The sequence below is a fragment of the Peteryoungia algae genome (assembly GCF_030369675.1).
Lineage (GTDB): Bacteria > Pseudomonadota > Alphaproteobacteria > Rhizobiales > Rhizobiaceae > Allorhizobium > Allorhizobium algae.
The window spans coordinates 1,839,331-1,864,688 of sequence record NZ_CP128477.1 but is presented as its reverse complement, the minus strand read 5'-3'; the positions used below and the strand labels follow the sequence as shown (position 1 = coordinate 1,864,688).

The 25,358-nt window shown below is 62.2% G+C and carries 24 protein-coding genes and 1 other RNA gene; 7 read left to right on the top strand and 18 right to left on the bottom strand.

Annotated elements, in window-relative coordinates; genetic code table 11:
* Positions 1-20: 20 nt before the first annotated feature.
* Positions 21-1,031, bottom strand: coding sequence for a type I glyceraldehyde-3-phosphate dehydrogenase (gap, locus tag QTL56_RS09125; protein ID WP_245136145.1), 1,011 nt, complete (start codon positions 1,029-1,031; stop codon positions 21-23).
* Between the two features lie 74 nt (positions 1,032-1,105).
* Positions 1,106-3,088, bottom strand: coding sequence for a transketolase (gene tkt / locus QTL56_RS09120; RefSeq protein ID WP_245136147.1), 1,983 nt, complete (start codon positions 3,086-3,088; stop codon positions 1,106-1,108).
* Positions 3,089-3,430: 342 nt separating this feature from the next.
* On the opposite strand from tkt, the gene QTL56_RS09115 reads away from it, so the two are divergent.
* From QTL56_RS09115 to ssrS, 3 genes are all read left to right on the top strand, one after another.
* Complete coding sequence (locus QTL56_RS09115) at positions 3,431-3,703, top strand: DUF4164 domain-containing protein (protein ID WP_229574506.1); 273 nt, start codon at positions 3,431-3,433, stop codon at positions 3,701-3,703.
* Positions 3,704-3,773: 70 nt separating this feature from the next.
* Entirely contained in the window at positions 3,774-4,154 is a 381-nt protein-coding gene (locus QTL56_RS09110; RefSeq protein WP_245136150.1) for a cell division protein ZapA, read from the top strand.
* 54 nt (positions 4,155-4,208) lie between these two features.
* Positions 4,209-4,367: non-coding RNA, 6S RNA (ssrS, locus tag QTL56_RS09105), on the top strand.
* A gap of 75 nt (positions 4,368-4,442) precedes the next feature.
* Here the strand turns inward: ssrS and QTL56_RS09100 are convergent.
* On the bottom strand, positions 4,443-6,455 hold the full coding sequence (locus QTL56_RS09100; RefSeq protein WP_245136152.1) for a methyl-accepting chemotaxis protein: 2,013 nt from the start codon (positions 6,453-6,455) through the stop codon (positions 4,443-4,445).
* A 166-nt stretch (positions 6,456-6,621) separates the two neighbouring features.
* On the opposite strand from QTL56_RS09100, the gene QTL56_RS09095 reads away from it, so the two are divergent.
* On the top strand, positions 6,622-7,200 hold the full coding sequence (locus tag QTL56_RS09095) for a 5-formyltetrahydrofolate cyclo-ligase (protein ID WP_245136634.1): 579 nt from the start codon (positions 6,622-6,624) through the stop codon (positions 7,198-7,200).
* A gap of 10 nt (positions 7,201-7,210) precedes the next feature.
* A complete protein-coding gene (locus QTL56_RS09090) occupies positions 7,211-8,035 on the top strand; it encodes a TIGR00282 family metallophosphoesterase (RefSeq protein WP_229574501.1) in 825 nt (274 codons plus the stop codon).
* A gap of 38 nt (positions 8,036-8,073) precedes the next feature.
* On the opposite strand, the gene QTL56_RS09085 is transcribed toward QTL56_RS09090, so the two are convergent.
* Positions 8,074-9,429: a methyl-accepting chemotaxis protein gene (locus QTL56_RS09085; protein WP_245136154.1), complete on the bottom strand. Its 1,356-nt coding sequence runs from the start codon at positions 9,427-9,429 to the stop codon at positions 8,074-8,076.
* Between the two features lie 221 nt (positions 9,430-9,650).
* Here QTL56_RS09085 and QTL56_RS09080 point away from each other — a divergent pair, with 221 nt between their 5' ends.
* Positions 9,651-10,493: an MBL fold metallo-hydrolase gene (locus QTL56_RS09080; protein WP_245136156.1), complete on the top strand. Its 843-nt coding sequence runs from the start codon at positions 9,651-9,653 to the stop codon at positions 10,491-10,493.
* A gap of 9 nt (positions 10,494-10,502) precedes the next feature.
* Here the strand turns inward: QTL56_RS09080 and QTL56_RS09075 are convergent, their stop codons facing one another.
* Positions 10,503-11,006, bottom strand: a complete 504-nt coding sequence (locus QTL56_RS09075) for a pyridoxamine 5'-phosphate oxidase family protein (protein WP_229574498.1) — start codon at positions 11,004-11,006, stop codon at positions 10,503-10,505.
* Positions 11,007-11,167: 161 nt separating this feature from the next.
* Here QTL56_RS09075 and QTL56_RS09070 point away from each other — a divergent pair, with 161 nt between their 5' ends.
* Positions 11,168-11,914 carry a YebC/PmpR family DNA-binding transcriptional regulator gene (locus tag QTL56_RS09070; protein ID WP_229574497.1) on the top strand — a complete coding sequence of 249 codons (747 nt, stop codon included), beginning with the start codon at positions 11,168-11,170 and terminating at the stop codon, positions 11,912-11,914.
* Between the two features lie 81 nt (positions 11,915-11,995).
* Here the strand turns inward: QTL56_RS09070 and glmM are convergent, their stop codons facing one another.
* The 13 genes from glmM to ruvB all read right to left on the bottom strand — a co-directional run bounded on the left by glmM (position 11,996) and on the right by ruvB (position 25,319).
* Complete coding sequence (gene glmM, locus QTL56_RS09065) at positions 11,996-13,351, bottom strand: phosphoglucosamine mutase (RefSeq protein ID WP_245136158.1); 1,356 nt, start codon at positions 13,349-13,351, stop codon at positions 11,996-11,998.
* A gap of 256 nt (positions 13,352-13,607) precedes the next feature.
* Positions 13,608-15,539 carry an ATP-dependent zinc metalloprotease FtsH gene (gene ftsH, locus QTL56_RS09060; RefSeq protein WP_229574495.1) on the bottom strand — a complete coding sequence of 644 codons (1,932 nt, stop codon included), beginning with the start codon at positions 15,537-15,539 and terminating at the stop codon, positions 13,608-13,610.
* 120 nt (positions 15,540-15,659) lie between these two features.
* Complete coding sequence (tilS, locus tag QTL56_RS09055) at positions 15,660-16,985, bottom strand: tRNA lysidine(34) synthetase TilS (RefSeq protein WP_245136160.1); 1,326 nt, start codon at positions 16,983-16,985, stop codon at positions 15,660-15,662.
* A complete protein-coding gene (gene ybgF, locus QTL56_RS09050) occupies positions 16,985-17,974 on the bottom strand; it encodes a tol-pal system protein YbgF (RefSeq protein ID WP_245136162.1) in 990 nt (329 codons plus the stop codon). The genes tilS and ybgF overlap by 1 nt, the downstream gene beginning before the upstream one ends.
* A gap of 161 nt (positions 17,975-18,135) precedes the next feature.
* Positions 18,136-18,672 carry a peptidoglycan-associated lipoprotein Pal gene (gene pal, locus QTL56_RS09045; protein ID WP_229574492.1) on the bottom strand — a complete coding sequence of 179 codons (537 nt, stop codon included), beginning with the start codon at positions 18,670-18,672 and terminating at the stop codon, positions 18,136-18,138.
* A 165-nt stretch (positions 18,673-18,837) separates the two neighbouring features.
* A complete protein-coding gene (tolB, locus tag QTL56_RS09040) occupies positions 18,838-20,142 on the bottom strand; it encodes a Tol-Pal system beta propeller repeat protein TolB (RefSeq protein ID WP_229574491.1) in 1,305 nt (434 codons plus the stop codon).
* 21 nt (positions 20,143-20,163) lie between these two features.
* Positions 20,164-21,240 (bottom strand): cell envelope integrity protein TolA, encoded by a 1,077-nt coding sequence (gene tolA, locus QTL56_RS09035; RefSeq protein WP_229574490.1) that lies wholly within the window; start codon positions 21,238-21,240, stop codon positions 20,164-20,166.
* 10 nt (positions 21,241-21,250) lie between these two features.
* Positions 21,251-21,703 carry a protein TolR gene (gene tolR, locus QTL56_RS09030; protein ID WP_229574489.1) on the bottom strand — a complete coding sequence of 151 codons (453 nt, stop codon included), beginning with the start codon at positions 21,701-21,703 and terminating at the stop codon, positions 21,251-21,253.
* Positions 21,704-21,727: 24 nt separating this feature from the next.
* A complete protein-coding gene (gene tolQ / locus QTL56_RS09025; protein WP_229574488.1) occupies positions 21,728-22,447 on the bottom strand; it encodes a protein TolQ in 720 nt (239 codons plus the stop codon).
* Positions 22,448-22,692: 245 nt separating this feature from the next.
* A complete protein-coding gene (gene ybgC, locus QTL56_RS09020; protein WP_229574487.1) occupies positions 22,693-23,133 on the bottom strand; it encodes a tol-pal system-associated acyl-CoA thioesterase in 441 nt (146 codons plus the stop codon).
* A gap of 62 nt (positions 23,134-23,195) precedes the next feature.
* Entirely contained in the window at positions 23,196-23,768 is a 573-nt protein-coding gene (locus QTL56_RS09015; RefSeq protein ID WP_245136163.1) for a DinB family protein, read from the bottom strand.
* On the bottom strand, positions 23,765-24,274 hold the full coding sequence (locus QTL56_RS09010; RefSeq protein WP_245136166.1) for an NUDIX hydrolase: 510 nt from the start codon (positions 24,272-24,274) through the stop codon (positions 23,765-23,767). The genes QTL56_RS09015 and QTL56_RS09010 overlap by 4 nt, the downstream gene beginning before the upstream one ends.
* A 4-nt stretch (positions 24,275-24,278) precedes the next feature.
* Complete coding sequence (gene ruvB / locus QTL56_RS09005; RefSeq protein WP_229574484.1) at positions 24,279-25,319, bottom strand: Holliday junction branch migration DNA helicase RuvB; 1,041 nt, start codon at positions 25,317-25,319, stop codon at positions 24,279-24,281.
* Between the last annotated feature and the right edge of the window lie 39 nt (positions 25,320-25,358).

Below are 25,358 nucleotides of genomic sequence, written 5' to 3'. Positions count from 1 at the left end.
GAGACGACGTCCGTGTCTTATCAGATGTGCTTGGCCAGTGCCACCGCGGTGTCCGACATGCGGTTGGAGAAGCCCCACTCGTTGTCGTACCAGGTCAGGATACGAACGAAGTTGCCTTCGAGCACCTTGGTCTGATCGAGAGCGAAGATCGACGAGTGGCTGTCATGGTTGAAGTCGCGGGAAACCAGCGGCTCGTCGGTGTAGCCCAGGATGCCCTTCAGTGCGCCGTCCGAGGCAGCGATGATGGCATCGTTGATTTCCTGAACCGTGGTGTTCCGCTTGGCGACAAACTTGAAATCGACGACCGAAACATTGGGCGTCGGAACGCGGATCGAGGTGCCGTCGAGCTTGCCCTTGAGGTGGGGCAGGACCAGGCCAACAGCCTTGGCGGCACCCGTCGAGGTTGGGATCATGGACAGGGCTGCCGCGCGGGCGCGATAGAGATCCTTGTGCATGGTGTCGAGCGTCGGCTGGTCACCCGTGTAGGAATGGATCGTGGTCATGAAGCCGTGGTCGATGCCGACGGCGTCGTCCAGCGTCTTGACGACAGGAACCAGGCAGTTCGTCGTGCAGGATGCATTGGAGATGACCAGGTGGTCCTTGGTCAGATGCTTGTCATTGACGCCGAAGACGACGGTCAGGTCGGCGCCGTCGGCCGGTGCCGAGACGATGACGCGCTTGGCGCCTGCCTGAAGATGCAGAGCTGCCTTGTCACGCGAGGTGAAGATGCCGGTGCATTCCATGGCGATGTCGACGCCGAGTTCCTTGTGCGGAAGCGTGGCCGGATCCTTGATCGCGGTGACCTTGATCGGCTTGCCGCCGCCGACGATGATCGTGTCGCCTTCGACCTTGACCGTGGCCGGAAACTTGCCGTGGATCGAGTCGTAACGCAGCAGATGCGCGTTGGTCTCGACCGGGCCGAGATCGTTGATCGCAACGACTTCGATGTCGGTGCGGCCGGATTCGACGATGGCGCGGAGAACGTTACGTCCGATACGGCCGAAGCCGTTAATGGCAACTTTCACAGTCATGGGTGCACTCCCGATTGAATATTGAGCTCTTGGGCAATGTCAGGGCGCCTCAGGAGCGCCCTGGCGGGATGGTGTCAGGCAAGCTTGGCTTCGGCGGCTGCAACGACGGCGTCCGCCGTGATGCCGAAGTGCTTGTAGAGTTCCTTGGCCGGCCCCGAGGCGCCGAAGGACTTCATGCCGATGAAGGTGCCGGTGGAGCCGATGATCGCGTCCCAGCCCTGGCGGATGCCGGCTTCGACGGCGATCTTGACCGGCGCATTGCCGATGATCGCTTCCTGGTAGGCGGCATCCTGTTCGAAGAAGAGTTCGAAGCAGGGGACGGAAACGACGCGGGCCGAAATGCCCTTGGCTTCCAGCTGCTGCTGGGCCTTGATCGCGATTTCCACTTCCGAACCCGAGGCGAAGATCGAAACCTGGGCGTCGCTGGCCGAGATCAGCTCGTATGCGCCCTGGGCGCAGAGGTTGCGTTCTTCATATTCTGTGCGGGCCGGGATCAGGTTCTGGCGCGTAAGCGCAAGACCCGAGGGGCGATCCTTGGTTTCCAGCGCGACCTGCCAGCATTCCACTGTTTCCGTGGCATCCGCCGGACGGAACATCATGAGGTTCGGGATGGCGCGCAGGGCGGCCATGTGCTCGACCGGCTGGTGGGTCGGGCCGTCCTCGCCGAGACCGATGGAATCATGGGTCAGGACGTGGATGACGCGGATGCCCATCAGGGCAGCGAGGCGGATCGACGGACGGCAATAGTCCGAGAAGATCAGGAAGCCGCCTGAATAGGGGATCAGGCCGCCATGCAGCGCAATACCGTTCATGGCAGCTGCCATGCCGTGCTCGCGGATGCCGTAGTGAATGTAGCGGCCGGAGAAATCGGTCGGGGTGATCGACTTGGTCTGGCTGGTCTTGGTGTTGTTCGAGCCGGTCAGGTCGGCCGAGCCGCCGAGCGTCTCGGTGACCACACCGTTGATGACTTCCAGCGCGTCTTCCGAAGCCTTGCGGGTCGCAACGGTCGGCTTGGTTTCGGCGAGCTTCCTCTTGTAAGCGTCGACGGCACCGGCCAGCGTGCCCGGCAGTTCACCGGCAAAGCGGCGGTTGAATTCGGCGCGCTTTTCGGCATCGGCCTCAGCGAGGCGTGCTTCCCAGTCCTTGCGGGTCTTGGTCGAGCGCAGGCCGGCGAGGCGCCAGGCGTCGAGCACGTCCGCCGGGATGGAGAAGGCTTCCTCTTCCCAGCCGAGCGCTTTGCGGGTGGCGGCAATTTCGTCGGCGCCGAGCGGCGAACCGTGAACCTTGTGGGTGCCGGCCTTGTTCGGCGCGCCGAAGCCGATGACGGTCTTGGCGGCGATCATGGTCGGCTTGTCCGACTTCTTGGCGGTCTCGATGGCCGCGGCGATCGCTTCCGGATCATGGCCGTCGATGGCAATCGTGTTCCAGTTGGCGGCGCGGAAACGGGCATGCTGGTCGGTCGAGTCGGCGAGAGAGATTGCGCCGTCGATCGAAATGCCATTGTCGTCCCAGAAGACGATAAGCTTGTTGAGCTTCAGGTGGCCGGCGAGCGTGATCGCTTCCTGGCTGATGCCTTCCATGAGGCAGCCGTCACCGGCGAGCGCGTAGGTATAGTGGTTCTGCAGGTCGGAGCCGAACTCGTCTTCGAGCTTCTTTTCGGCCAGCGCCATGCCGACGGCCGTGGCAATGCCCTGGCCAAGCGGACCGGTGGTCGTCTCAATGCCCGATGCGTGACCGTATTCGGGATGGCCGGCGGTCTTGGCGCCGAGCTGACGGAAGGACTTGATGTCCTCGATCGTCATGTCCTCATAGCCCGTGAGATAGAGGAGCGAGTAGATCAGCATCGAGCCATGGCCTGCCGACAGGACGAAACGGTCGCGGTCGGGCCAGAGCGGGTTCTTGGGGTCGAAGCTCAGATAGCGGGTGAAGAGAACAGTCGCGACATCGGCGCAGCCCATGGGCATGCCTGGATGGCCGGAATTGGCCTTTTCCACTGCATCCATGGCGAGGAAACGGATCGCATTCGCCATCCGCTGATGTTTTTCGGGAGAAATCATGGCTTTTCCGCTTGTTCCGGGGGCTTCGAGACGCGGCCCGCCGGGGTGGGCCGCCTGAACGGGGCTGATCCTTAGCAGGTGCATCGCGCAAGTCAACAAATGGCCCGGCTTCTGGCGTTTCCGGAGCCAAGAAATCATCGCTGTGCCTCATTCTTGTGCGAAAATGCGCCATGAGTTTCCGGGCGGCAATTTGTGTCAGTCTTCCACAGAATTGGCTTCTCCTGATGACTTGCACTTTATTGACGCGCGGCAAGGCCGGGGCTTACTGTCCCGGCTCAGATCATCGCGACAGCTACGACGATTCGTGTAGCGAACAGACGTCAGTGAAGCAGGGGCAAAATCATGCCGGCGGAAAATTCGGTGGATGCCGCGCTCACGGCGCTTCGCCAGGCTGTCGCCGGGTTGGAGAACGCCGTCGACATGCGCTTCGAGGCGGAACGCGAGAGTACGGAGATCGACGGCGAGGTCCGGCGGGTGCATGCTGATCGCTCGCGGCTCGCCCAAGAACTCGACCAGTCGGAATTTCGGGCCAACAGGCTCGAAGAGGTCAATCGCGAGGTGTCGCGTCGCCTGGTCACGGCCATGGAGACGATCCGGGCGGTGCTCGACCGCTGATCGCGGGCCGGATGGCCCCTGTTTGCTTAGGGCGCTGCGGCGCCACGCGTAGAAAAGAGTTGGAATGCCGATGGCGCAGGTCTCAGTCACGATTGACGGAAAAGCCTATCGCATGGCGTGCGAGGAAGGTCAGGAAGACCATCTGACCGAGCTTGCGGGTCAGTTCGACCGTTACGTCGGTCACCTGAAGGGACAGTTCGGCGAAATCGGCGATCTCAGGATTACCGTGATGGCCGGAATCATGGTCATGGACGAAATGGCCGAGATCACTCGACGCCTGGCCGCCGCCGAGGCGGAGCTCGCAAATCTGCGCGAAGGGCGAGACACAGTGCTATCAGGTGTCCATGACCGGGAGGAAGCCGTGGCCCATGCGATTGTCGATCTCGCGGACCGGCTGAATGGCATCACACGCAAGCTCACCCAGCGGCCCGCACCCCAGCCGCAGGCCTGAGGACTATTTGCCAAGCCCACTGGCGCAGTGCGTGCGAAGCACCTATATCTGACAAGCGATCTGCGCCTCACGACAGGAACCACAATCCCTGGGGCCATACTCGATCCAAAGGGAGCTGTCCCTGGCCGGGCCCGTGGGCTCGGACATACGGCGCCCACCTACGTTTGTAGGCACCCAGGATCGTAAACCTCCATCGGTTGCCGTGGATCGCACCCTTCTTCTTCGAGACGAAACGAAAAAGCCGCCGCGATCGCTCGCGACGGCTTGTCTTTGTTTCCAAGGCTGGGCTCAGAATTCTTCCCAATTGTCCTGCGAGGTCGCTACAGCGGAACTGCCGCCGCCGAAGGCCTTGGCCAGGCTGCCGACCATCTTGCGTGCCGGAGAAGCGACCGGACGGGCCTGTGCGGGTGCTGCGGCCGGGCGTGGTGCTGCGGCGCGCGGAGCGGGGGCTGCCGGCTGATAGGCGGGGGTGTGGCTCGTGCCGCCGGCGATCCGGAACTGTGCGACAAAGGCGCCGAGATTGTGGGCGCTGTCGGCCAGGCGGTGAGTTACGGCAGTTGCCTCTTCCACCATGGCGGCGTTCTTCTGGGTGAACTGGTCCATGTGGTTGACCGAACCGTTGATCTCGTTGAGCGCGGTGGACTGTTCCCGCGCCGCAGACGCGATCGCCGTGATGTGGTCGTTGATGACGGCCACCTGGTTGGAAATCTCGCCGAGTGCCGTGCCGGTCTGCTGGACCAGAGACACGCCGCCAGCGACTGCTTCGCCCGACTTGTGGATCAGCGCCTTGATGTCCTTGGCAGCGTTTGCCGAACGCTGTGCGAGTTCGCGGACTTCCTGGGCGACGACGGCAAAGCCCTTGCCGGCTTCCCCGGCGCGGGCTGCCTCGACACCGGCATTCAGTGCCAGAAGGTTGGTCTGGAATGCGATTTCGTCGATCACGTTGATGATCTTGGAAATCTCGCTCGAGGCCTGCTCGATGCGGCTCATCGCCTCGATCGCGTCAGACACGACCTTGCTGGAGGTTTCGGTGCTCTGGCGGGCTTTGGTCGCCATGGTGGCGGCTTCGTCGGCCTTGGCGGAGGATCCGCGAACCGTGGAGGTGATCTCTTCCAGTGCGGCAGAGGTTTCTTCGAGCGAGGCTGCCTGCTGTTCCGTCCGCTTCGACAGGTCGTCGGTCGCAGAGCGCATCTCGGCAGAGCTTGCCTCGATGCCGGAGGTTTCCCCGCGGATCTGCGAGAGCGTGCTGCTGAGCTTCTCGACAGAGGCGTTGAAGTCGACACGCAGGCGGTCGAGATTGCCGGCGAAGGTGCGGTCGATGCGCACGGTCAGGTCGCCGTCACTCAGCTTGTTGAGGCCGTCTGCGAGACAGTCGACGGCATCCTGCACGGCGCGGGCGTCATCGGCCTTTGCAACTTCCCGTTCGGCGCGGTCCTTCTCACCCTGCGCAGCCGCCTCGGCAGCATCGCGCTCGATCTCGATCTTCTGGATGGCGCTTTCGCGGAAAACATTGATCGCCCGGGCGAGGGCGCCGATCTCGTTCTTCAGTTCCTGACCCGGGACCGAGGTCTCAAGCTGACCGGACGCCAGACGCTCGGCGACGGCGGTCAGGCGCGGCAGCGATCCGACGATGCGACGGACGAGCAGGGCGATGAGCGTTGCTGCGATCAGGAGCACGATCAGCGCCGTGGTGCCGATCGCATAGGTCATTTCGGTCGCGATGCTGTTGATATCAGCCTTTCGGACGCCGGCGTAGAGAATGCCGAGCACATCACCTGCCGGCGAGAAGATCGGCTGATAGATCGTGAAATAGGGGGTCTCCAGGATGACGGCTTCGCCGCGATAGACCTGGCCCTTCACTGCGAAGGGATAGACGGCGCCGGTCTGGCCGAGTGCCGTGCCGACGGCGCGGTTGCCATCGGGCTTGATGATGTTCGTCGTGCGACGCCAGAAGTCCTTGCTCTCGGCATCCCAGGCGAAGATCGTCACGGTCTGGCCGGTCATCCGCCCGATGGTGTCGATCATGCCGTGTTCCGTGAATTCCGTCGGGATCGCTTCCATCACGATGCGCTGGACATTGCCGTCCTGGGCCCATGTAACCTGGGTGCCGGGCAGGTCCCGTTCGATGATCGTGGCGGCGGTGCGAAGGCTCGCATCCTGGCCCGTGATGGCCTGCTCCTGGATGCGCGTCTGGATGCTGCCGGAGATGACCCACGCGACCGCGGCCAGTGACGCGACGAGGATCAAGACCGTCGTCGCAGTGATTGTTTTCGTGATGCCGAAGCGCGAGAAGAACTGCATAGATTGGTGCCCCTGAAGCGTTGACTTGCAGGCAGTGTAAGGGCCTTGGGTTAACTCTTTGTTTTTCAGGGGGAATGGAAACAAGCTTGACGATCGACAATTTCGTGGTTTTCGTTGAGCACCTCTCAGAATTGGCGGGTTTTGGCCGTCGAAAGGCATTTTGATGATTGCTAAGCGGGAATTGAAGGCAGACCTCCGAAAGGCCCGACTGGCGGCTCGCGATGGTATTCCAGCGGATGTCAGGCTGGAGCATAGCCTCGCCATGGCCGAATTTGCGGGAGACACTCTCCCGGTCGAGCCGGGCCTCGTCGTGTCAGGCTTCTTCCCGATCCGGTCCGAGGCGGATATTCGCCCGCTGATGGCGCGGCTGAGGGCGCGCGGTGCACGCCTCTGTCTGCCTGTCGTCATGGACAAGCAGACGATCGTCTTCCGCGAACTCGTACCCGGTGCTGACCTTGTGGACACCGGCTTCGGCACGTGCGGCCCTGGGCCGGATGCGGCCGTTCTCGATCCCGACATGCTGCTCGTGCCGCTTTCGGCTTTCGACTCTTCCGGCAATCGGATTGGCTATGGCGCGGGCCATTACGATCGGGCGATCGCGCGTCTGAGGGAAAAAGGCCGGCATCCGCGATTGATCGGCATTGCCTTCGACTGCCAGGAGGTGGCAGAAGTGCCCTTCGAGGCTCATGATGTCCGGCTGGAGGCCGTGCTGACTGAAAGCGGGCTGAAAACATTCACGGATTGATTGGACGAATATGCGACTTCTGTTCCTCGGAGACATGGTGGGCAAGACCGGACGAACGGCTGTGTGGGAGCGGTTGCCGGGCCTCATCTCCGACCTGAAGCTCGATTTCGTCATTGTCAACGGCGAGAACGCTGCCGGCGGCTTCGGCATCACCGAGGACATCTATCTCGAGACGATCAATGCCGGCGCCGATGTGGTGACGACAGGCAATCACGTCTGGGACCAGAAGGAAGCGGTTTCCTTCTGCACCCGGCACGACCAATTCCTGCGCCCCGCCAACTATCCCTCCGGTACACCGGGCAAGGGATCCGGCCTCTATTATGCCCGCAACGGCGCGCGGGTGCTGGTGGCCAACATCATGGGCCGCGTCTTCATGCATCCCGAACTCGACGACCCCTTCAAGTCGGCAGAAACGATCCTGACGGCATGCCCGCTGAAGGAACAGGCGGATGTGATCGTCTTCGACTTCCATGCGGAAGCGACCAGCGAGAAGCAGTGCTTCGGCCATTTCGTCGATGGCCGCGCGAGCTTCGTCGTCGGCACGCATACGCATGTTCCAACGGCGGATCACCAGATCCTGAACGGGGGCACCGCCTATATGTCGGATGCCGGCATGTGTGGCGACTACGATTCCTCGCTCGGCATGGAGAAGGAGGAGCCGCTCAACCGCTTCATCTCGAAAATGCCCAAGGGTCGCTTCGAGGCTGCGAGCGGTCCGGCGACCATATGCGGAGTCGGTGTCGAAATCTCCGATGCAACGGGGCTTGCGGAAAAGATCGCGCCGCTCCGGATGGGCCCGCGACTGGCTGAAACGATCCCGCCGTTCTGGGCCTGACGACGGGATCCTTTTTTGGTTTGAAGGGCGACGAGCGGCTAGCGCCGAGAAGTCTTGCGTTCCAGGCGGCCGAGCTTCTGCAGTACTTCTCCTGATGCGACCTCGACACATTGCAACTGCTTGAGAGCCGCCCCGATATCGCCTGCATTGAAGCTCCGAACGGCTTCGATGCCGTGCTGGTGGACCCGACAATGCGGCTCGTCGAGTTCGACAAAATCGGCGTCCTGTCCGAGGGGCGTCGTCCGGGCGCCGAGATACCACTTTCCGAGCCGGCAGTTCTTGTGATCGGCGAGCTCGCGGGCGTCGAGCGTTTCACGCCCGACGATCATATTGGCCAGGCGCCGCTTCCAGATCACATGGTCCGACTGTGCCAGCAGCACGACCTTGCCAGGGATATCCTCTTCGGCGAGTGCCTTCAGCCGTCGGTCCAGACCTGACTGGGCGCGGGAGACGGCGTCCATGACGCGGCCCAGTTGCCGCGTGGCATCACCGGCGCTCGTCGCGATGTGGGTAATGCCGCTCGCGACGCTGGACGACGCCGTCTTCTGTTCGACAAGGGCGCTCGCGATCTGGGTCGCGCTGTCGGCGCTTTCGGTGACCTGCCGAAGCGCATCGGACAGCCGCGCCGTGAGTTTGTCCAGCGAGGTTGCTCCAGCGTCCGCAGACGAGCGGCTGGTGGACATGGCCTCATTCATCGAGGAAAGCCCATGTTCAAGATCCTGGACGATCTTGGAGATCTCCGTCGTGGCATTGGCCGTGCGATCCGACAGTGCCTTCACCTCGGACGCGACGACGGCAAAGCCTCTGCCGGCCTCGCCCGCACGTGCTGCCTCGACGGCAGCATTGATTGCCAGCATGTTGGTCTGAGAGGCAATCTTCTTGATGTTGGCGGCAATTTCCGAGATGCGTGATCCCAGGGTCTGAATCACCGAAATCCGGTCGTTGGCGTCGCCGAGTGCCTGGTTGATGTCGACCACGGTGCTGCGGGTTTCAAGAGCTGCCTGCCGCGCCTCGTCACAGGCCGCACCGGCCTTGCGGGTTCCGACAGAAATTTCCTGGCCATGGCGTGCGATTTCGTCGACGGTCGATGCCATTTCCTCCGCAGCGGTCGCTATGTCGTGGGTCCGGTGATCGACCTGTTTCAGGTCATAGAGAAGGTTGGCGGACATTGTCGCGGTTTCGTTCAGATTGATCGAGACATCAACGACATCCTTCAATTGGACGGCGGATCGCTCCTGGCAACGGGCAATCAGACTGGCGACTGCACGGTCCAGTTCGTCTGTCCCCGAGGGGATCTTGCTGAAATCATCTTTGAGGGCTGCTTCGATACAATCCAGGAGGGCATGGCCGGTGGTCGGTGTATCTTGATCAAACAGGGCCTGCGCCGCCGGCATGGTATCTTCCTCTCGATTTGGCGGGAACCTGTGTTCCCTCGGGAGAGCCACAATTGACCATAAGCGCTTAACGATCGATTAAGCATACTAACCGCCCGGACGCATTTTCGTGGCGTCCAGATAACGGCAAATTGAGGTCCCCGCAGGAGAGGTCGTCTTTACCCCGAGTGGAAGCTGGCTCATTCTCTGGGCTTCGATCTGGATACGGTGCAGGGAGCGGCATGATGCTGAGACTGGTGTTGTCCACGATGGTGCTTGCGGCTCTGGCCAGCGGCACATTCGCCCAGGAAGCCGCGCGGCCGCAGGTGAGCCAGTGCCAGCTGATCGCCGAGAAGATCCCTGATGTTCAATATGCCAATTACACGCCGTCGGCCTCCGGGGCGCCGAAACGGACGCTGGTTCAGGTTCAGGAAGATGTCGTCATTACCTATCTCGGGCATTCCACCTTTCAGATCGACACACCCGGCGGCGTTTCCATTGCCACGGATTTCAACGGTTGGCTTCGAACCTCACGCACGCCTGACGTGGTGACGATGAACAAGGCACATTCGAGCCACTACACGCTCAATCCGGATCCGGCGATCGGCGCCGTGCTGCAGGGATGGAACGAGGCCGAGCCAGGTCAGCCGATCGAGCACAAGCTCGTGGCGGGGGACGCCTATGTGCGCAATGTGTCCACCGACATCCGCAGCTGGGGCGGCGAGATGGAGCCAAACGGGAATTCGATCTTCATTGTCGAGGTTGCCGGTCTCTGCATTGGCCATCTTGGCCACCTGCATCATGAACTGACCGATACCCATTACGGCGAAATCGGACGGCTGGACATCCTTATGGTGCCCGTGGATGGCGGGCTGACGCTGGGCGCCGACAGCATGAGCCGCATTGTCAAGCGATTGCGTTCCGCGGTGGTCCTGCCGATGCATCGGCGAGGTCCCCCGATCGAGACGTTCCTGTCGATGTTCGACGGTGGGTTCGATACGCAGATTTCGGAGAACCGCGGCTTCACCGTGTCCATGCGGACATTGCCGAAGAAGCCGCTGATCCTCGTGCTTCAGGGGGTGTGAGGGGTCACCTCAGGCAAAGCGGACATGGCGGTGTACACCGACATCCGGCAGCTTTTCCGGGTTGAGGTTTGCCTTGGCGATTTCCCAGCCGAACTTGACCGTGCTGCCGGTCGAGGCCCAGATCTCGCCCTCTTCCAATGAAAGGGCCAGCATGGTCAGGAGCGGATCGGACTTGCCGCCCTCATACCAGGCGGCCACGACCGAATTCCAGTATTCGTCTATCTTCGTCTGGTCCTTCATGACGGTCAGGTTGCCGGTCAGCGACGCATGATAGTCGTGGTCCTTGCCGACAAGGCAGAACTGCGCGCGACTGCCCGGGCGCAAGGCCTTGACGAGATCGGTATCCGTCTTGGTGAAGAACCATATGGTGTGTGTCGACCGGTCGGCCTGCGGCGCCATGGGGCGCATGGCTTGATCGGAACCGACAAGGCCGAGCATGCCGGCATGCACATCGTCGATTTCTTCCCAGAGCTGTTCAACCGGGTTTTTGCGGGCTTCGCTGAAGCTTGCCATATCGTCTGTCTCCCTGACGTTTCTTCGGGGAGGCAACGAGTTCGCAGCTGACTTGTTCCTGTCGCGACAGGTCCATCGTCGCGGCTGCTTGGGCTTGAACAGGGCCGGTTTCGCCCTTATAAGGCGCCCATTCCCAATATTCAGACCTGATCAGGGGTGCCATGGCTGGCCATTCACAGTTTAAAAACATCATGCACCGCAAGGGGAAACAGGACGGTATCCGTTCGAAGATGTTCTCCAAGCTCGCGCGCGAAATCACGGTTGCTGCAAAGACCGGGCTGCCCGATCCGACCATGAACGCGGCCCTGCGCCTCGCTGTCCAGAACGCCAAGGCGCAGTCGATGCCGAAGGACAATATCGAGCGCGCCATCAAGAAGGCCTCCGGTGCCGATGCCGAGACCTATGATGCGATCCGCTACGAGGGCTATGGTCCGGGCGGCGTTGCTGTCATCGTCGAGACGCTGACTGACAACCGCAATCGCACGGCCTCCGTCGTCCGATCGACCTTCTCGAAGGCTGGCGGTGCGCTGGGCGAAACCGGTTCTGTCTCCTTCTCCTTCGACCATGTCGGCGAGATCACCTACAAGGTCTCCGTTGGCGATGCGGACAAGGTCATGGAAGCGGCGATCGAAGCGGGTGCCGAAGACGTCGTCTCGGATGAAGACGGCCACACGATCTACTGCGCATTCGAAGACATGAACGAAGTGTCGAAGGCGCTGGAAGCGGTGCTCGGTGAAGCCGAGTCCGTCAAGGCGATCTGGAAGCCGCAGAACACGATCGAAGTCGATGAGGAAAAGGCGACCTCGCTGATGAAGTTGATCGATACGCTGGAAGACGATGACGACGTGCAGAATGTCTACTCGAACTTCGAAGTGTCCGATGAGGTCATGGCGAAGCTCTCGGCCTGATCGCCAGAGATGATACCCTAAAACAAGAAAGCCCGGCTGGTTCGCAGCCGGGCTTTCTCGTTTCAACGGATCTTGATCCGATTATGCAGCGACGCTGCGCACGCTGCCGATGACATCGACCAGTTCGTTGACGATGCGTTCGACCTGTTCGCGGTCGTCGCCTTCCGCCATGACGCGGATCAGCGGTTCGGTGCCCGAGGGGCGGATGACAAGGCGGCCGCATTTGGCCAGTTCGGCTTCGGCATCCGCGATTGCCTGCTTGACCACGGCGTCTTCCAGTGGCTTGCCGCCGGAGAAGCGGACATTGCGCAGGAGCTGCGGTACGGGCTCGAAACGATGGCAGAGTTCGCTGACCGTTCGGCCAGTGCGCTTGACCGCCGCGAGGACCTGCAGGGCGGCAACGAGGCCGTCGCCGGTCGTGCCATGGTCGGAGAGCACGATATGACCGGACTGTTCGCCACCGATGTTGAAGTCGTGGCTGCGCATATGCTCGACGACATAGCGGTCGCCGACCTTGGTGCGGGCCAGTGTCAGTCCCTTGTCGCCGAGGAAGCGTTCCAGGCCGAGGTTCGACATGACTGTGGCCACGATACCGCCGCCGCGCAGTGTCTGGTCCTGTGCCCAGGTTTCGGCGATCACGGCCATCAGCTGGTCGCCATCGACCACCGTGCCGTTCTCGTCGATGATGATGACGCGGTCGGCGTCGCCATCGAGCGCAATGCCGATGTCGGCGCGGGTCTCGTGCACCTTTTTCTGCAATGTCTCCGGATGGGTCGAGCCGCATTCGAGGTTGATGTTCGTACCATTCGGCTCGTTGCCGATCGTGACGACTTCGGCGCCCAGCTCCCAGAGGGCTTCGGGTGCCACCTTGTAGGCGGCGCCATTGGCGCAGTCGACGGCAACACGCAGGCCATGCAGGGTCACATCGCGGGGCAGGGTGCGCTTGGCGAATTCGACATAACGGTCATGCACGCCGTCAATGCGTTTGGCGCGGCCGATATCGTTCGGAGCTGCAAGCTGGCCGTAGATGTCCTTCTCGAGCATGTCCTCGATCTGCAGTTCCAGCTCGTCGGAGAGCTTGTAGCCATCGGGGCCAAAGAGCTTGATGCCATTGTCTGCAAAGGGATTGTGCGAGGCCGAGATCATCACGCCGAGATCGCAGCGCAGCGAGCGCGTCAGCATGGCGACGGCGGGGGTGGGAATGGGGCCGAGCACGAAGGCGTCGAGGCCGGCGGCGGTGAAACCTGCCACCATGGCGTTTTCCAGCATGTAGCCGGAGAGGCGCGTATCCTTGCCGATCACGACGCGGTGGCGATGGCCGCCGCGGCGAAAGATCGTGCCAGCGGCGATGCCGACCCGCATGGCGAGATCGGGCGTCATGGGGAAGCGGTTGGAGAGGCCGCGAATGCCATCCGTGCCGAAGTAACGACGTGTCATCGAGTGTTCCTTCAAGTCCTGTCGATCTCACCCGCTGCGCAAGATCATCGCCCATCAGCGATCGCGCGGGGATCCGTGGTGTGCTGCTCATGCCACAGAACGCTGTCGAGGACACGTAAAATAGCGCTAAAATCGATTACACGACGTTACCACGGGCGTGGCTTCCACTGAATTCTCAAGGTTTGGCACGCCCCGAACGGAAAAAAAAGGCCACCCGCAGGGGTGGCCTCTTTGTCGATCTCGGATCGTATCGTGATCAGTGCGGCTGCGGTTCCAAGCCGCCTTCCGGCTCGCCACCCTTGGGGGCGTCCTTGCGCCCGGTCGAGGGAACGGCCGAACCACGGCTTGGCGTGCTGTCGTCACCGCTGTCGCGGGACGGCTTTTCGCCTCGGATCAAGGCCTTGATTTCTTCGCCAGACAACGTCTCGTATTCGAGCAGACCTTCGGCAATCGCGACGAACGCGTCGTGGTTGTCGGTCAGGATGCGGCGCGCCTCGGTATAGGCCTCGTCGATCAGACGACGGACTTCCGTGTCGATCTTCTGGGCGGTCGATTCTGAGACGTTCTTGGACTGCGAAACGGAGTGGCCGAGGAAGACTTCCTGCTGGTTTTCACCATAGGCGACCTGGCCGAGCACGTCGGAGAAGCCCCATTGCGTGACCATGGCGCGGGCCAGCTTCGTTGCCTGCTCGATGTCGGAGGAGGCGCCGGAGGTGATGTTCTCCTTGCCGAAGGTCAGTTCTTCGGCGACGCGGCCGCCCATCATGATGACGAGGCGCGAGACCATCCACTTGTAGCTCATCGAGTAGCGGTCGCCCTCGGGGAGCTGCATGACCATGCCGAGGGCACGGCCGCGCGGAATGATGGTCGCCTTGTGCAATGGGTCGGCAGCCGGCACCTTCAGCGCGGTGATGGCATGACCTGCCTCGTGATAGGCGGTCAGCTTCTTCTCGGCTTCGGTCATGGCGGAGGAGCGGCGTTCCGCACCCATCATGATCTTGTCCTTGGCGTCTTCGAATTCGGCCATGGTGACGACGCGCTTGTTGCGGCGGGCGGCCATCAGTGCGGCTTCGTTGACCAGGTTTGCCAGGTCGGCACCGGAGAAGCCGGGTGTACCACGGGCGAGAACCTTGAGATCGACGTTCGGTGCCAGCGGCACGTTGCGGGCGTGGACCTTGAGGATGCGCTCGCGGCCGACGATGTCGGGGTTCGGCACGACGACCTGACGGTCGAAACGACCCGGACGCAGCAGGGCAGGATCGAGAACGTCGGGACGGTTGGTCGCGGCGATCAGGATGATGCCTTCATTCGCTTCGAAGCCGTCCATCTCCACGAGCAGCTGGTTCAGCGTCTGTTCGCGTTCGTCATTACCACCGCCGAGACCGGCGCCACGATGGCGACCGACGGCGTCGATTTCGTCGATGAAGATGATGCAAGGCGCGTTCTTCTTGGCCTGCTCGAACATGTCGCGCACGCGGCTTGCGCCGACACCGACAAACATTTCAACGAAGTCCGAACCGGAAATGGTGAAGAAGGGGACGTTGGCTTCACCGGCGACGGAGCGGGCGAGCAGCGTCTTACCCGTGCCAGGAGGGCCGACGAGCAGAACGCCGCGCGGGATCTTGCCGCCGAGCCGCTGGAACTTCTGCGGATCGCGCAGGAATTCGACGATTTCCTCCAGGTCCTGCTTGGCTTCGTCGACGCCGGCGACATCCTCGAAGGTGACGCGGCCATGGGCCTCCGTCAGCAGCTTCGCCTTGGACTTGCCGAAGCCCATCGCACCGCGCGAGCCACCCTGCATCTGGCGCATGAAGAAGAGCCAGACACCGAGAATGAGCAGCATGGGGAGAAGCGTCCCGACATAGCTCAGGAAGCCGGAGGAGCCGTCCGTTTCCGGGCGGGCCACGATCATGACATTCTCGGCTTCCAGCTTGGACAGCAGGTTGTCGTCGACAACAGGTGCGTAGGTCTGGAAGGCGGTGCCGGACTCTGCGTATTTGCCGAGAACGCGGTTGCCGGTGACTGTCACCTCACGAACGCGCCCAGCATCCACTTCGCGCAGGAATTGCGAATAGGGTACCTCGCTCGAGGCCGTCTGAGACGGCGACGTCTGGAACATGCTGAACAAGGCGATCAGCAAAAGGGCGATGATCGCCCAGAGCGCGAAGTTGCGAAAATTTGGGTTCATTGAACTCCCCGAACCTGTAGTGCGGAACTCGGTTCCGCAGAATTATCATCTAACATAGGATCGCGCCGCATCCTTGCCAAGGTAAACGGACGGCCTTGGACCGTTTTCTGTCAATAAGTGTTAAACGGGGGCCGGCGGTGCCGGTTCTGCGCCCAGCCGTGTTGCGAGGGCCTGAGCGAGGGCAAGGTCGAAGAGCGGCAGGAAATCGGCATATAGCGAGAGGCGGGGGTTGATTGACACCTGCTCGCATCGCGAGGGAAGAAGCCCATTTCTCACAAGCACTTGCGGTGTGGTTCCGGTCAGTGTCGCACGCACCGCTCCCGGTAGATCCGCGTCGATCTCCCGCATTGGTCCGGGCATGACGGTGATTTCCACGTCGCTTTTGTTCCCGATCGCGTAGCGGCCATCCCAGATGCCACTTTCGCCGGGGACGAGCGACAGCGGCAAAAGACCGCGCCTTTCGCGGAGCAGGAAGAGCTGGTTGCGGCGGCGGAGTGCCAGTGTGCCCGATAGTGTCAGGCGGAAATCGGAGCCATCGTCCAATGCTGCGCAGAGCCGGGCAAGGCTCGCAGCTGCGGGGCGGTGAGGCTTGCCCCCGAGCACGGCGATAAGGGCGGCGAGCGCATGATCCCGCGCGTCGGTGGGGGTGAGGCCATCATGTAACTGTGAAATGATCGCGACCGGTCCCGGCATTGCCGCCATGTGTCCGCTCAGCCAGGCGGCGGCTTCTGCCGACAGCGTTTCGCGCCGGTGTCCGGCCCGGACGATCATTTCCGGATCGGTGTCGGGCGCGGACTGGCGGATCCGGACCCGCTCGTAGCGCGGGTCCTCGTTGCTGGGGTCGTCGATCCAGCCAATGTTCTGGGCGTGCAGATGGTCGCGGATCGCGTTTCGGCGTGTGTGCAGGAAGGGCCGGAGGATCCAGTGACGGCCCGCATACAGCGTCGCCTGGGCCATGCCCGCCAGGCCAGGAGCGTCGCTCGCCGAGCGGCCCGACCGCATGGCGACTGTCTCGATCTGGTCGTCCAATGTATGTCCGGTGACGATCGCATCTGCCCCCAGGGAGGCCGCCGCGTCTGAGAGCAATCGGTAGCGTGCGAGGCGGGCTGCAGCGGACAGGCCGGTTGCGGGCTTCTCGCCGGTCCACTGCAGGATCCGATGCGGAATGCCGAGATGTTCACAGAGTTTGGAGACTTGCCGGGCTTCTTCGGCCGAAGCGGGCCTCAGACCATGATCGATGGTGGCGGCGGTCAGCGTATGGCTGTGTGCAAAGCCGTTCCCGGCAATGGCCCTTACCAATGTGACCAGCAATCCGGTCGAATCGCTGCCGCCGGAAATGCCGATCAGGAGACGTGTCGGGCGGCGGAGTGTGTGGAGAAAATGGTTGATCGCCGCTTCGGGCGAAAGTTCGGGCAGGGAACAGCCTGCCGCGAGCGGAGCGGCCATCAGCAGCTGAGGCGCTTCTGCTCACTCGCGACCTTGGAGACGACGGCGCGGGAAGCCTTGGGATAGCGTTTGGAGACCTCGCGCAAGGTGGCGCAAGCGGTCTCGGTGTTTTCGAGCGCGGCGAGCGACATGCCGAGCTTCAGAAGCATTTCGGGTGCCTTGGGAGACGCATTGTAGGTCTGATGGGCATTGAGGAACGTCTTGGCCGCCTCGTTGAAATTGCCCTGGGAGTAGAGCGCTTCGCCCAGCCAGAAATGGGCATCCGCGATCTTCGCGCTGCTCGGATAGGCCGCAATGAAGTCGCGGAATTCGCTTTCAGCCAGGCTGTAGTCGCCGGATAGAACATGCGCATAGGCAACCTGGTAGACGTCGCCTTCGGAATTCAGCGAGGCGGTCTGCTGGGGGGCAGCTGGTGCGGTGGCCGTCACGCCGGTGTCGACGCCGGGCAGGGCGCCCGAGCCATTGTCCAGAGCATCCGGGTTCAGCGTCGCTGTGGCTGGCAAGCCGCTTTCGTCGAGAGCAATCGATCCGAGCGTTTGTTCACCGGGGGCTGTTCCGGGTGCCTGGCCGGCGCCGGAAGCGTCGGCGATTGCGCCGACGTCCGGGGTTTCGGTGATGATCTCGGCAACCGAGTCCTGCTGCTCGCCACCGGTCACGGGACGGGTCAGCGAGCCACTCTTCTTCTCAAGATCCTGGAAGCGGAACTCGTTGTCTTCCTGTTGCTTGCGGATGGTTTCCTGCATCTGCAGAAGCTGGAAGCTCATTTCCTCGATCCGGCCGTTCAGGGCGCGGATCTCTTCCTCGAGCTGCTGGACGCGCAAGGTCGGATCCGTGACCTGGGCCAGTTGGACCTCGGCCTTCCGCGAGTGCCCGGGCGCATTCTTCTGGCCGAGCTGCACGTTCGGAAACAGCTGGAATGCGCTTGCGCTGCCATGCAGTCCCGTCAGCGTGGCCGTCGTTAGCAGAGCGGCCATCACAAGTTTGTTCATGTTCCTTTTCCTGTATTCGCGACGAATTGCGCCGAACCAGCGCCGACAGGAGTTTTCCCAATTGCCTGCAAAAAGCAACCAAGTTCGGCCAAAGTAAGGAGAAAAGTAAAAGGCGGCCCTGGGGCCGCCTTCAAGCTCTGGTGATCGCGGGTCTATCCGGATCACATGCCGGCGCCACCGAGAACGGTGACGGCACGGCGGTTCTGAGACCAGCAGGAAATGTCGTCGCAGACGGCGACCGGGCGTTCCTTGCCGTAGGAAATGGTCTTCAGGCGCTGGGCCGGGACACCGCGCTGGGCGAGGTAGTCGCGGGTGGCGGCTGCACGGCGTGCGCCGAGCGCCAGGTTGTATTCGCGCGTGCCGCGTTCGTCGGCATGGCCTTCGATGGTGATTGCGTAGTTCGGGTAACGCTGCAGCCACTGGGCCTGACGGTCGAGCGTCTGAGCGGCGTCGGCACGGATCGAGGTCGAGTCGGTGTCGAAGAAGATGCGGTCGCCGACATTGACGGTGAAGTCCTGGGCAGAGCCCGGGGTGGCCGCACCGGCGCCGGCGCCGAGGCCGAGTTCACCCGCGCTGTTCGGCAGGTTCTTCTTGTTCGCGCAGCCTGCGAGGGCCAGAGCCATGGCGAAGGCGATCATGGCCGGGTTGGTTGCCATTTTCTGCAGACGGCTCGTGGCCGGGGAATGAATTCGGCTCATCGCCGGTCTCCTTGAATTCTTTGTTAGGGTTGCCTGACCTTAACCAATCGCGGTTAACCGGGCTCCAACAATCATGGTTAAGAAACTGTCAAATCACGTAGTGAACGGGTCGAATGCAGACGGTTTGCGGCAAGAAAGAGGCGCAATTGCGCCCCTTTGCCGTCATCAATCCATTAGCGGCGACCAGGCCGGGTCGGAGGCGAAGGTCGGGGTCTTCACCAATTGCTCGTTGTAGCCGGAGAGGTCGATCGAATAGAGCTGCGGGCCACCGGCGCCGGAGTTCTGGCGGAAGAACATCAGCACGCGGCCATTCGGCGCCCAGGTCGGCCCCTCGTTGTGGAAGCCCGTCGTCAGGATGCGCTCGCCGGAGCCGTCCGTCTTCATCACACCGATCGAGAATTTGCCACCGGACTGCTTGGTGAAGGCAATCAGATCGCCGCGCGGTGACCAGACCGGCGTGGAGTAGGAGCCGTCGCCAAACGAGATGCGGCGCTGGCCGGAACCATCGGCACCCATGACATAGAGCTGCTGGCGGCCACCACGGTCACTCTCGAAGACGATCTGGCTACCGTCAGGCGAATAGGAGGGCGAGGTGTCGATCGCAGCGGTGGACGTGAGACGCGTTGTCGTTCGCGAGCGCAAATCCATCGTGTAGATGTTGGCATTGCCGTCCTGCTGCAGGCTCATGATGACCCGCTGGCCATCCGGCGAGAAGCGGGGCGCAAAGGTCATGCCGGGGAAGTTGCCGACCACCTCGCGAGAGCCCGTTTCCAGTTGCAGCAGGAAGACCCGCGGCTGCTGGCCCTCGAAGGACATGTAGGTGATTTCCTGGCGGCTCGGCGAGAAGCGGGGCGTGAGGACGATGTCGTTGCTGTTGGTCAGCATGCGCACGTTCTCGCCGTCCTGGTCCATGATCGCAAGCTGGCGCTTGCGGTCGATCTTGGGTCCGCTTTCCGAAACAAAGACGATGCGTGTGTCGAAGTAACCCTTCTCACCGGTGATCCGCTCATAGATGGCGTCAGCGATCATATGGGCGACGCGGCGCCAGTTCTTCGGATCGGTGAAGAACTGCTGGCCCATCATCTGCTGGCCCGCAAAGGTATCCCAGAGGCGGAATTCGGCGCGCAGGCGACCATCGGGTTCGCGCACGATACGGCCGACCACCAGGGCTTCGGCTTTAAGGACCTTCCAGTCCTCGAAGCGCGGCGGCTGGTCAGGGTTCTGCACCTTCTCGATGAATGCGGCGCGGCTGACCGGCGCGAAGAGACCGGAGCGCTTGAGGTCGGCCTCGATCACGGCAGAAATCTGGGCGCCTATCCCATCAGCCGAGATGAAGTCGGTGATGGCAATCGGCAGGGGCTGCACGTTGCCGCGGTTGATGTTGATTTCGACGGCAGCGCTTGCGGGGCCAACATAGGCACCTGCGATGCCGGCACAGACCAGCAGAAGTCGGAGGAGGAGAGTTTTCATTCTTACCAAGCCTTTCAGCTCTTACATCAGTTCGCTGGGGTCGAAATTGACGACAACTTCAGACCATGCGTCATATTTGTCCGGGGGAAGATTGGTGAACGGGGCGGACTTGCGAACGGCGCGCACGGCGCCGCTCATGAGGACCTGCTGCGCCGAGGGTGAGCCGCCGGTTGCAGTCGCTTCGGGGTCGCCGACCAGAGCACCGCTCTGGTCGAGGCGGAAGGTGACGCGGACACGGACATCGGCCGCGTCCGCCATGCCCGGCGTGATCAGCCAGTTCTGCTGGATGACGCCGCGCAATGCATCCATCTCGCTCTGACTGAGTGTCGAGCCGCCGGTATCGGTCTTGCCGCCCAAGGCTTCGGGATCGGTGGAACGCTTCGCGCCACCGCCGGCCGCATCCGTCTTGTTGAGAAGGGCTGCCACTTCGTCGGCGTTGAAATCGCTTTCCATCTGCGGCTTCGATTTCGCGGTCTCGCGGGTCTTGGTGTCCTGCTTGGCATCCGCCTTGGCGGTTGCCTTCGGTTCCGGCTTCTTCTCGACGGGCTTGGCGATTTCCGGCTCCGGCCGCGAGGGCGGTACGGGTGCATTTTCGGGCAGCGGGATTTCTTCCGCAACCGCCGTTTCTGCAGGGACGGGTTCCGCAGGCTTTGCCTCCGCCGGTGCGGGTTCCGCGGGCTGCGGCTCCGGTTCGGGTGGCGGTGCCGTCTCTTCCTTGACGACTTCCTTCACCTCGTTCGGCTTGGCATCAGGCGTCGGTGCCGGCGTCTCGACTTTTTCCGGGGCTGCGGCCACTTCCTGTTCGACCGGTCGCTTCGACGGTGTCGGCGGAGCCTTCAGGTCCACCTCGTTGTCTCCGACATTCTCGGCAGGCTCGGCGATCGCAGGTTTCTTGGTGGGCACGGGTGCGGATTTCTCCGCCATCGGTGCGTCTTTCGAGCCCTTCTGGATCTGGGTGAATTCCTCGATCGGGACGATGTCGACCGGCAGGCTTTCCATCGGTGCGATTTCGAGCTTTTCGGGCGCGCCTAGGCTGACCAGTGCTGCGGTGAGCACCAGTCCATGCAGAAAGCTGGATGTGAAGAGGCTGCCCTTCATGTCCGTCCGATCAGTTCTGCTGTTCCTGCAAGGTCACGAGACCGATATTGGTGAAACCGGCGGATGAGATCCGCGCCATGACCTGCATGACGATGCCATAGGTGGCGGCGGTGTCGGCCCGCACAAAAATGCGTTCATTGTAGCCGGTGGTGGCGATCGCCTGCAGCTTGGGCACGACTTCCTCGATCGGGATCGCGGTCTCCTGCAGATAGATCTCACCTTCCGGATTGACCGAAACGGTGATCGGCTGATTTTCGCTGGTCATCGCTCCGGCCTGGGTCTGCGGCAGGTCGATCGGTACGCCGACGGTCATCATCGGCGCGGCGACCATGAAGATGATCAGCAGCACGAGCACGACATCGACGAAAGGTGTGACGTTGATCTCGCTGACGAGGGCTTTCCTGCTGCCCCGACGTCCGCGGCGTCCGCCGCCCTTGCTTCCCGATCCGATCGACATGCCCATGATGCGTCTCCTGCTCCTCAGCCCTTACTGGGCAGCCTGGCGGGGCTGCAGCTTTTCATCGATCTGACGCGAGAGGATGGCGGAAAATTCGTCTGCGAATCCTTCCATGCGCGCGCCCAGCTTGCCTGCTTCACCGGAGAACTTGTTGTAGGCGATGACGGCGGGAATAGCGGCGACCAGGCCGATGGCCGTTGCGAGCAGTGCTTCGGCAATGCCGGGGGCGACGACTGCAAGGCTTGCATTGTTCGAGCCGGCGATCGCCTGGAACGAGGTCATGATGCCGATGACAGTGCCGAACAGGCCGATGAACGGGCCGGCCGAACCGATGGTGGCAAGCGAAGAGAGACGCGACTCGAGCGCTTCCGATTCGCGCGACATGGTGACGTCCATGGCGCGGTCGATGCGCATCTGGAGGCCAATCGGCGAGCGGGCTCCGCGTTCGAAGCTCTTCTTCCATTCGCGCATGGCAGCGACAAAGATCGCCGCGAGGCCCGTATTGTTGCGCTCGGCGAGTGTGCGATAGAGTTCTTCCAGGGACTGGCCCGACCAGAAGACCTGTTCGAACTGGTCGAACTGGCGGCGGGCGCGAGCGTAGCTCAAATACTTGTCGATGACGATGGCCCAGGTCCAGACAGAGGCGCCCATCAGGCCGATCATCACGAGCTTGACGATGAAGCCCGCCTGCATGAAGAGGCCCCAAAGGCTCACATCATGGGTCGCTGCAGCCATTCCAACTTGTTCCATCGCCTAAAATTCCCCGAAATCCAAACGCCCGGTGGGTTGGACCGGGCGGCGACATGAGCTCAACTGGTGGAAAACTTGCGCGGTCGCAGCCGCCGAAACCCTTTTCCCGCCTTAGCTCCCAGAGTGCTTCTGGGATGAAAATTTGGTCAAAGGAAGGCGTGCATTGCACAATCTTCCAGGCTCGGAGTAAGACCCTATTAAGGTTAAAAAGGCGTTACCGAGGCCTTGATCCGGGCTTTGTGAACTCAGGCAAGGAACTGTCTGGCGAGATCGTCCGGAAGGCGACGGGGCCTGCCGTTGCGATTGACGACGGCGATGATCACCCTTGCCGCGATCAGCAATTGCTCGCCACGGCGGATTTCCTGCTCAAGGATCATCTTGGCGCCACCAGCCTTCTCCGTGCGGGTGAGAACCCTGACAACATCATCCATCCGGGCAGGAGCCTTGAAGTCGATCTCCATGCGATGAACCATGAAGGCGAGGCCTTCGTCCGAGCTCGCAAACAGGTTCGACTGCTCGACCCCGAGGCAGCGCAGATAATCGGTGCGGGCGCGCTCCATGAAGTGGAGGTAGCGGGCATGGTAAACGGCGCCGGAAAAGTCGGTGTCCTCGTAATAGACGCGCTGGATGAGGTGGTGCACGCCGTCGATGATTTCGCCCGCCAGCGGGTGATTGTGGGTCGTCATGCCTGATCCTGCCTTGTCCTGCCAATCAGTCTTCTGTGCCGAAATCCGGTGGCTATCCGAAGTCAGGCCGATCTGTCCAGCAACATCAGGTCGGCTTCGGTGATCGAAAGGTGCTGCATTTCTGCTGCCCGAGAAGCAGCGTCGTCAGAGACGATGAACTCGTCCAGCTGCGGAGGTGCGACGCTGGTGCCGGACAGCATCGCGTGGACCTGGCCCCGATGATGCGTCTGATGCTGGAAGAGATGGTTCAAGACATCGTCCACGCGTTCGGTTTGAACGCGGGTGCCCCTGTGGATCTGAACCTCGCTCGCCAGGGCGTCAATGTCGAGCGAGAGACAGAAGTTCAGGAGCCGCTGATCCACGGCCGCCTGCGCCTCACGCAGTCCTTCAGGATGGGGGAACGGGATTTCATTGGCCCAGGCTTTCGGTCCCAGTCTGCCGCCTTCGAGGGCATCCACGTAGAACCAGTCAATGACCAGGATGTGATTGAGGCTCGCCTGGATCGAGGGAAAGAAGCCGGTGCGTGGTGCTTCGAATTCGCCCGGCTGGAGCATGGAGACCGCTTCGTGCAGCCGTTCATTGGCGAGCCTGTTGTTGTAGGCAAGTTTGATGAAGCTGCGGCGCGGGTCGGTCATTTGTCGTCCAGATCTCCATCGTGCCAGACGATATGCTTCGGCGAGGCCGGCAGGGCCTCGATCTCGTCGGCAATGAAATAGGGCGGGATGTCGAGGGCGATCAGTGCTTCCCGCGTTGCCGGGACCCATTTGAACTCAAGGCTGTTCTTGCCGTCTTCGTTGCGATGGATGATGTCGGACGGATGGAAGGGGAAGTGGTCCGGGACCTCCATGCGGTAGTACAGGCCGAGTTCATGCCAGGCTTTGCCCTCGTAGTCGAAAAAGTTCTCGACGATCCAGAGCAGGGGGCCGATTACGGCGTCGACACCGAGTTCCTCCTGCATTTCACGCATGAGGGTTTCCGCCGAGGTCTCACCGATCTCCGCCCGTCCACCCGGGAAGGTCCAGAAGGTCTCGTGGATCGCGCGGTGCACCAGCACATGACCGTCGCGGAAGGCGAGCCCGGCGATGCGGTGGTTGAAGCGCCGTTGGCCATCCTTGATGGTGATCAGAGTGCGTTTGGACACGGTCTCATTCGTCCTCGAGCGTCAGCCGGAATTGGGCAGCTTCCAGATCCTTGGGCGGCTGCATCCCCAGATGCTTCCAGGCGTTTGCGGTCAAAACACGGCCGCGCGGGGTGCGCTGGATGAAACCCTGCTGGATCATGTAGGGCTCGATGATGTCCTCGATGGCGTCGCGCGGCTCCGAGAGGCCCGCAGCAATCGTTTCGATGCCGACCGGTCCACCGCCGAAATTCACCGCGATCATCGAGAGATAGCGCATGTCGAGTTGGTCGAGGCCCATATTGTCGACGTTGAGGCGTGTCAGTGCCTCGTCCGCGATCTGGCGGGTGACGGCTTCGGCACGCGCGACTTCGGCGAAGTCACGCACACGTCGCAACAGCCGGCCGGCGATGCGTGGCGTGCCACGGGCGCGGCGGGCGACTTCGCGGGCGCCGTCCTCGGTCATCGGAAGATTGAGCAGGCGGGCGCCACGGCGGACGATCGATTCCAGTTCCTCGACGGTATAGAAATTCAGACGTACCGGAATGCCGAAGCGGTCGCGCAGCGGGGTGGTCAGCAGGCCGAGACGGGTGGTCGCGGCAACCAGGGTGAATTTCGACAGGTCGATCTTCACCGAACGGGCAGCCGGGCCTTCGCCGATGATCAGGTCGAGCTGGAAATCCTCCATGGCCGGATAGAGGATTTCCTCCACCGCGGGGCTCAAGCGATGGATTTCGTCGATGAAGAGCACGTCGCGCTCCTCGAGATTGGTGAGGAGGGCCGCAAGATCGCCGGCCTTGGCGATGACGGGGCCCGATGTCGAGCGGAAGTTGACGCCGAGTTCCTTCGCCATGATCTGGGCGAGCGTGGTTTTACCCAGCCCTGGCGGGCCGACGAAGAGCACGTGATCCAGCGCCTCGCCGCGGTTCTTCGCCGCCTCGATGAAGATCTTCAGATTGGCGCGGGCCTCCGCCTGCCCGGTGAAGTCGTCGAGCGTCTGCGGGCGGAGTGCGGCGTCCAGGTCTTCGCCGCGTTTTTCCGGGGTCAGGATCGGGTTGTCAGCGGTCATGCGAGGAGTTCCATGCGGATCGGGCCGGGCTGCTTCTTT

Excerpts from the sequence above, each read along its gene's own strand:
- QTL56_RS09075 (WP_229574498.1), bottom strand. The coding sequence starts at position 11,006 with ATGGCAAGCTTCAGCGAAGCCCGCAAAAACCCGGTTGAACAGCTCTGG.
- tolR (WP_229574489.1), bottom strand. The coding sequence starts at position 21,703 with ATGGGCATGTCGATCGGATCGGGAAGCAAGGGCGGCGGACGCCGCGGA.
- QTL56_RS09085 (WP_245136154.1), bottom strand. The coding sequence starts at position 9,429 with ATGCCGGCGGCGCAGGCCCTGTTTGATCAAGATACACCGACCACCGGC.
- tkt (WP_245136147.1), bottom strand. The coding sequence starts at position 3,088 with ATGATTTCTCCCGAAAAACATCAGCGGATGGCGAATGCGATCCGTTTC.
- QTL56_RS09115 (WP_229574506.1), top strand. The coding sequence starts at position 3,431 with ATGCCGGCGGAAAATTCGGTGGATGCCGCGCTCACGGCGCTTCGCCAG.
- QTL56_RS09080 (WP_245136156.1), top strand. The coding sequence starts at position 9,651 with ATGATGCTGAGACTGGTGTTGTCCACGATGGTGCTTGCGGCTCTGGCC.
- QTL56_RS09090 (WP_229574501.1), top strand. The coding sequence starts at position 7,211 with ATGCGACTTCTGTTCCTCGGAGACATGGTGGGCAAGACCGGACGAACG.
- QTL56_RS09110 (WP_245136150.1), top strand. The coding sequence starts at position 3,774 with ATGGCGCAGGTCTCAGTCACGATTGACGGAAAAGCCTATCGCATGGCG.
- tolA (WP_229574490.1), bottom strand. The coding sequence starts at position 21,240 with ATGAAGGGCAGCCTCTTCACATCCAGCTTTCTGCATGGACTGGTGCTC.
- ybgF (WP_245136162.1), bottom strand. The coding sequence starts at position 17,974 with ATGAACAAACTTGTGATGGCCGCTCTGCTAACGACGGCCACGCTGACG.
- ybgC (WP_229574487.1), bottom strand. The coding sequence starts at position 23,133 with ATGACGACCCACAATCACCCGCTGGCGGGCGAAATCATCGACGGCGTG.
- tolB (WP_229574491.1), bottom strand. The coding sequence starts at position 20,142 with ATGAAAACTCTCCTCCTCCGACTTCTGCTGGTCTGTGCCGGCATCGCA.
- QTL56_RS09070 (WP_229574497.1), top strand. The coding sequence starts at position 11,168 with ATGGCTGGCCATTCACAGTTTAAAAACATCATGCACCGCAAGGGGAAA.
- QTL56_RS09015 (WP_245136163.1), bottom strand. The coding sequence starts at position 23,768 with ATGACCGACCCGCGCCGCAGCTTCATCAAACTTGCCTACAACAACAGG.
- ruvB (WP_229574484.1), bottom strand. The coding sequence starts at position 25,319 with ATGACCGCTGACAACCCGATCCTGACCCCGGAAAAACGCGGCGAAGAC.
- glmM (WP_245136158.1), bottom strand. The coding sequence starts at position 13,351 with ATGACACGTCGTTACTTCGGCACGGATGGCATTCGCGGCCTCTCCAAC.
- gap (WP_245136145.1), bottom strand. The coding sequence starts at position 1,031 with ATGACTGTGAAAGTTGCCATTAACGGCTTCGGCCGTATCGGACGTAAC.
- tilS (WP_245136160.1), bottom strand. The coding sequence starts at position 16,985 with ATGGCCGCTCCGCTCGCGGCAGGCTGTTCCCTGCCCGAACTTTCGCCC.
- ftsH (WP_229574495.1), bottom strand. The coding sequence starts at position 15,539 with ATGAACCCAAATTTTCGCAACTTCGCGCTCTGGGCGATCATCGCCCTT.
- tolQ (WP_229574488.1), bottom strand. The coding sequence starts at position 22,447 with ATGGAACAAGTTGGAATGGCTGCAGCGACCCATGATGTGAGCCTTTGG.
- QTL56_RS09100 (WP_245136152.1), bottom strand. The coding sequence starts at position 6,455 with ATGCAGTTCTTCTCGCGCTTCGGCATCACGAAAACAATCACTGCGACG.
- pal (WP_229574492.1), bottom strand. The coding sequence starts at position 18,672 with ATGAGCCGAATTCATTCCCCGGCCACGAGCCGTCTGCAGAAAATGGCA.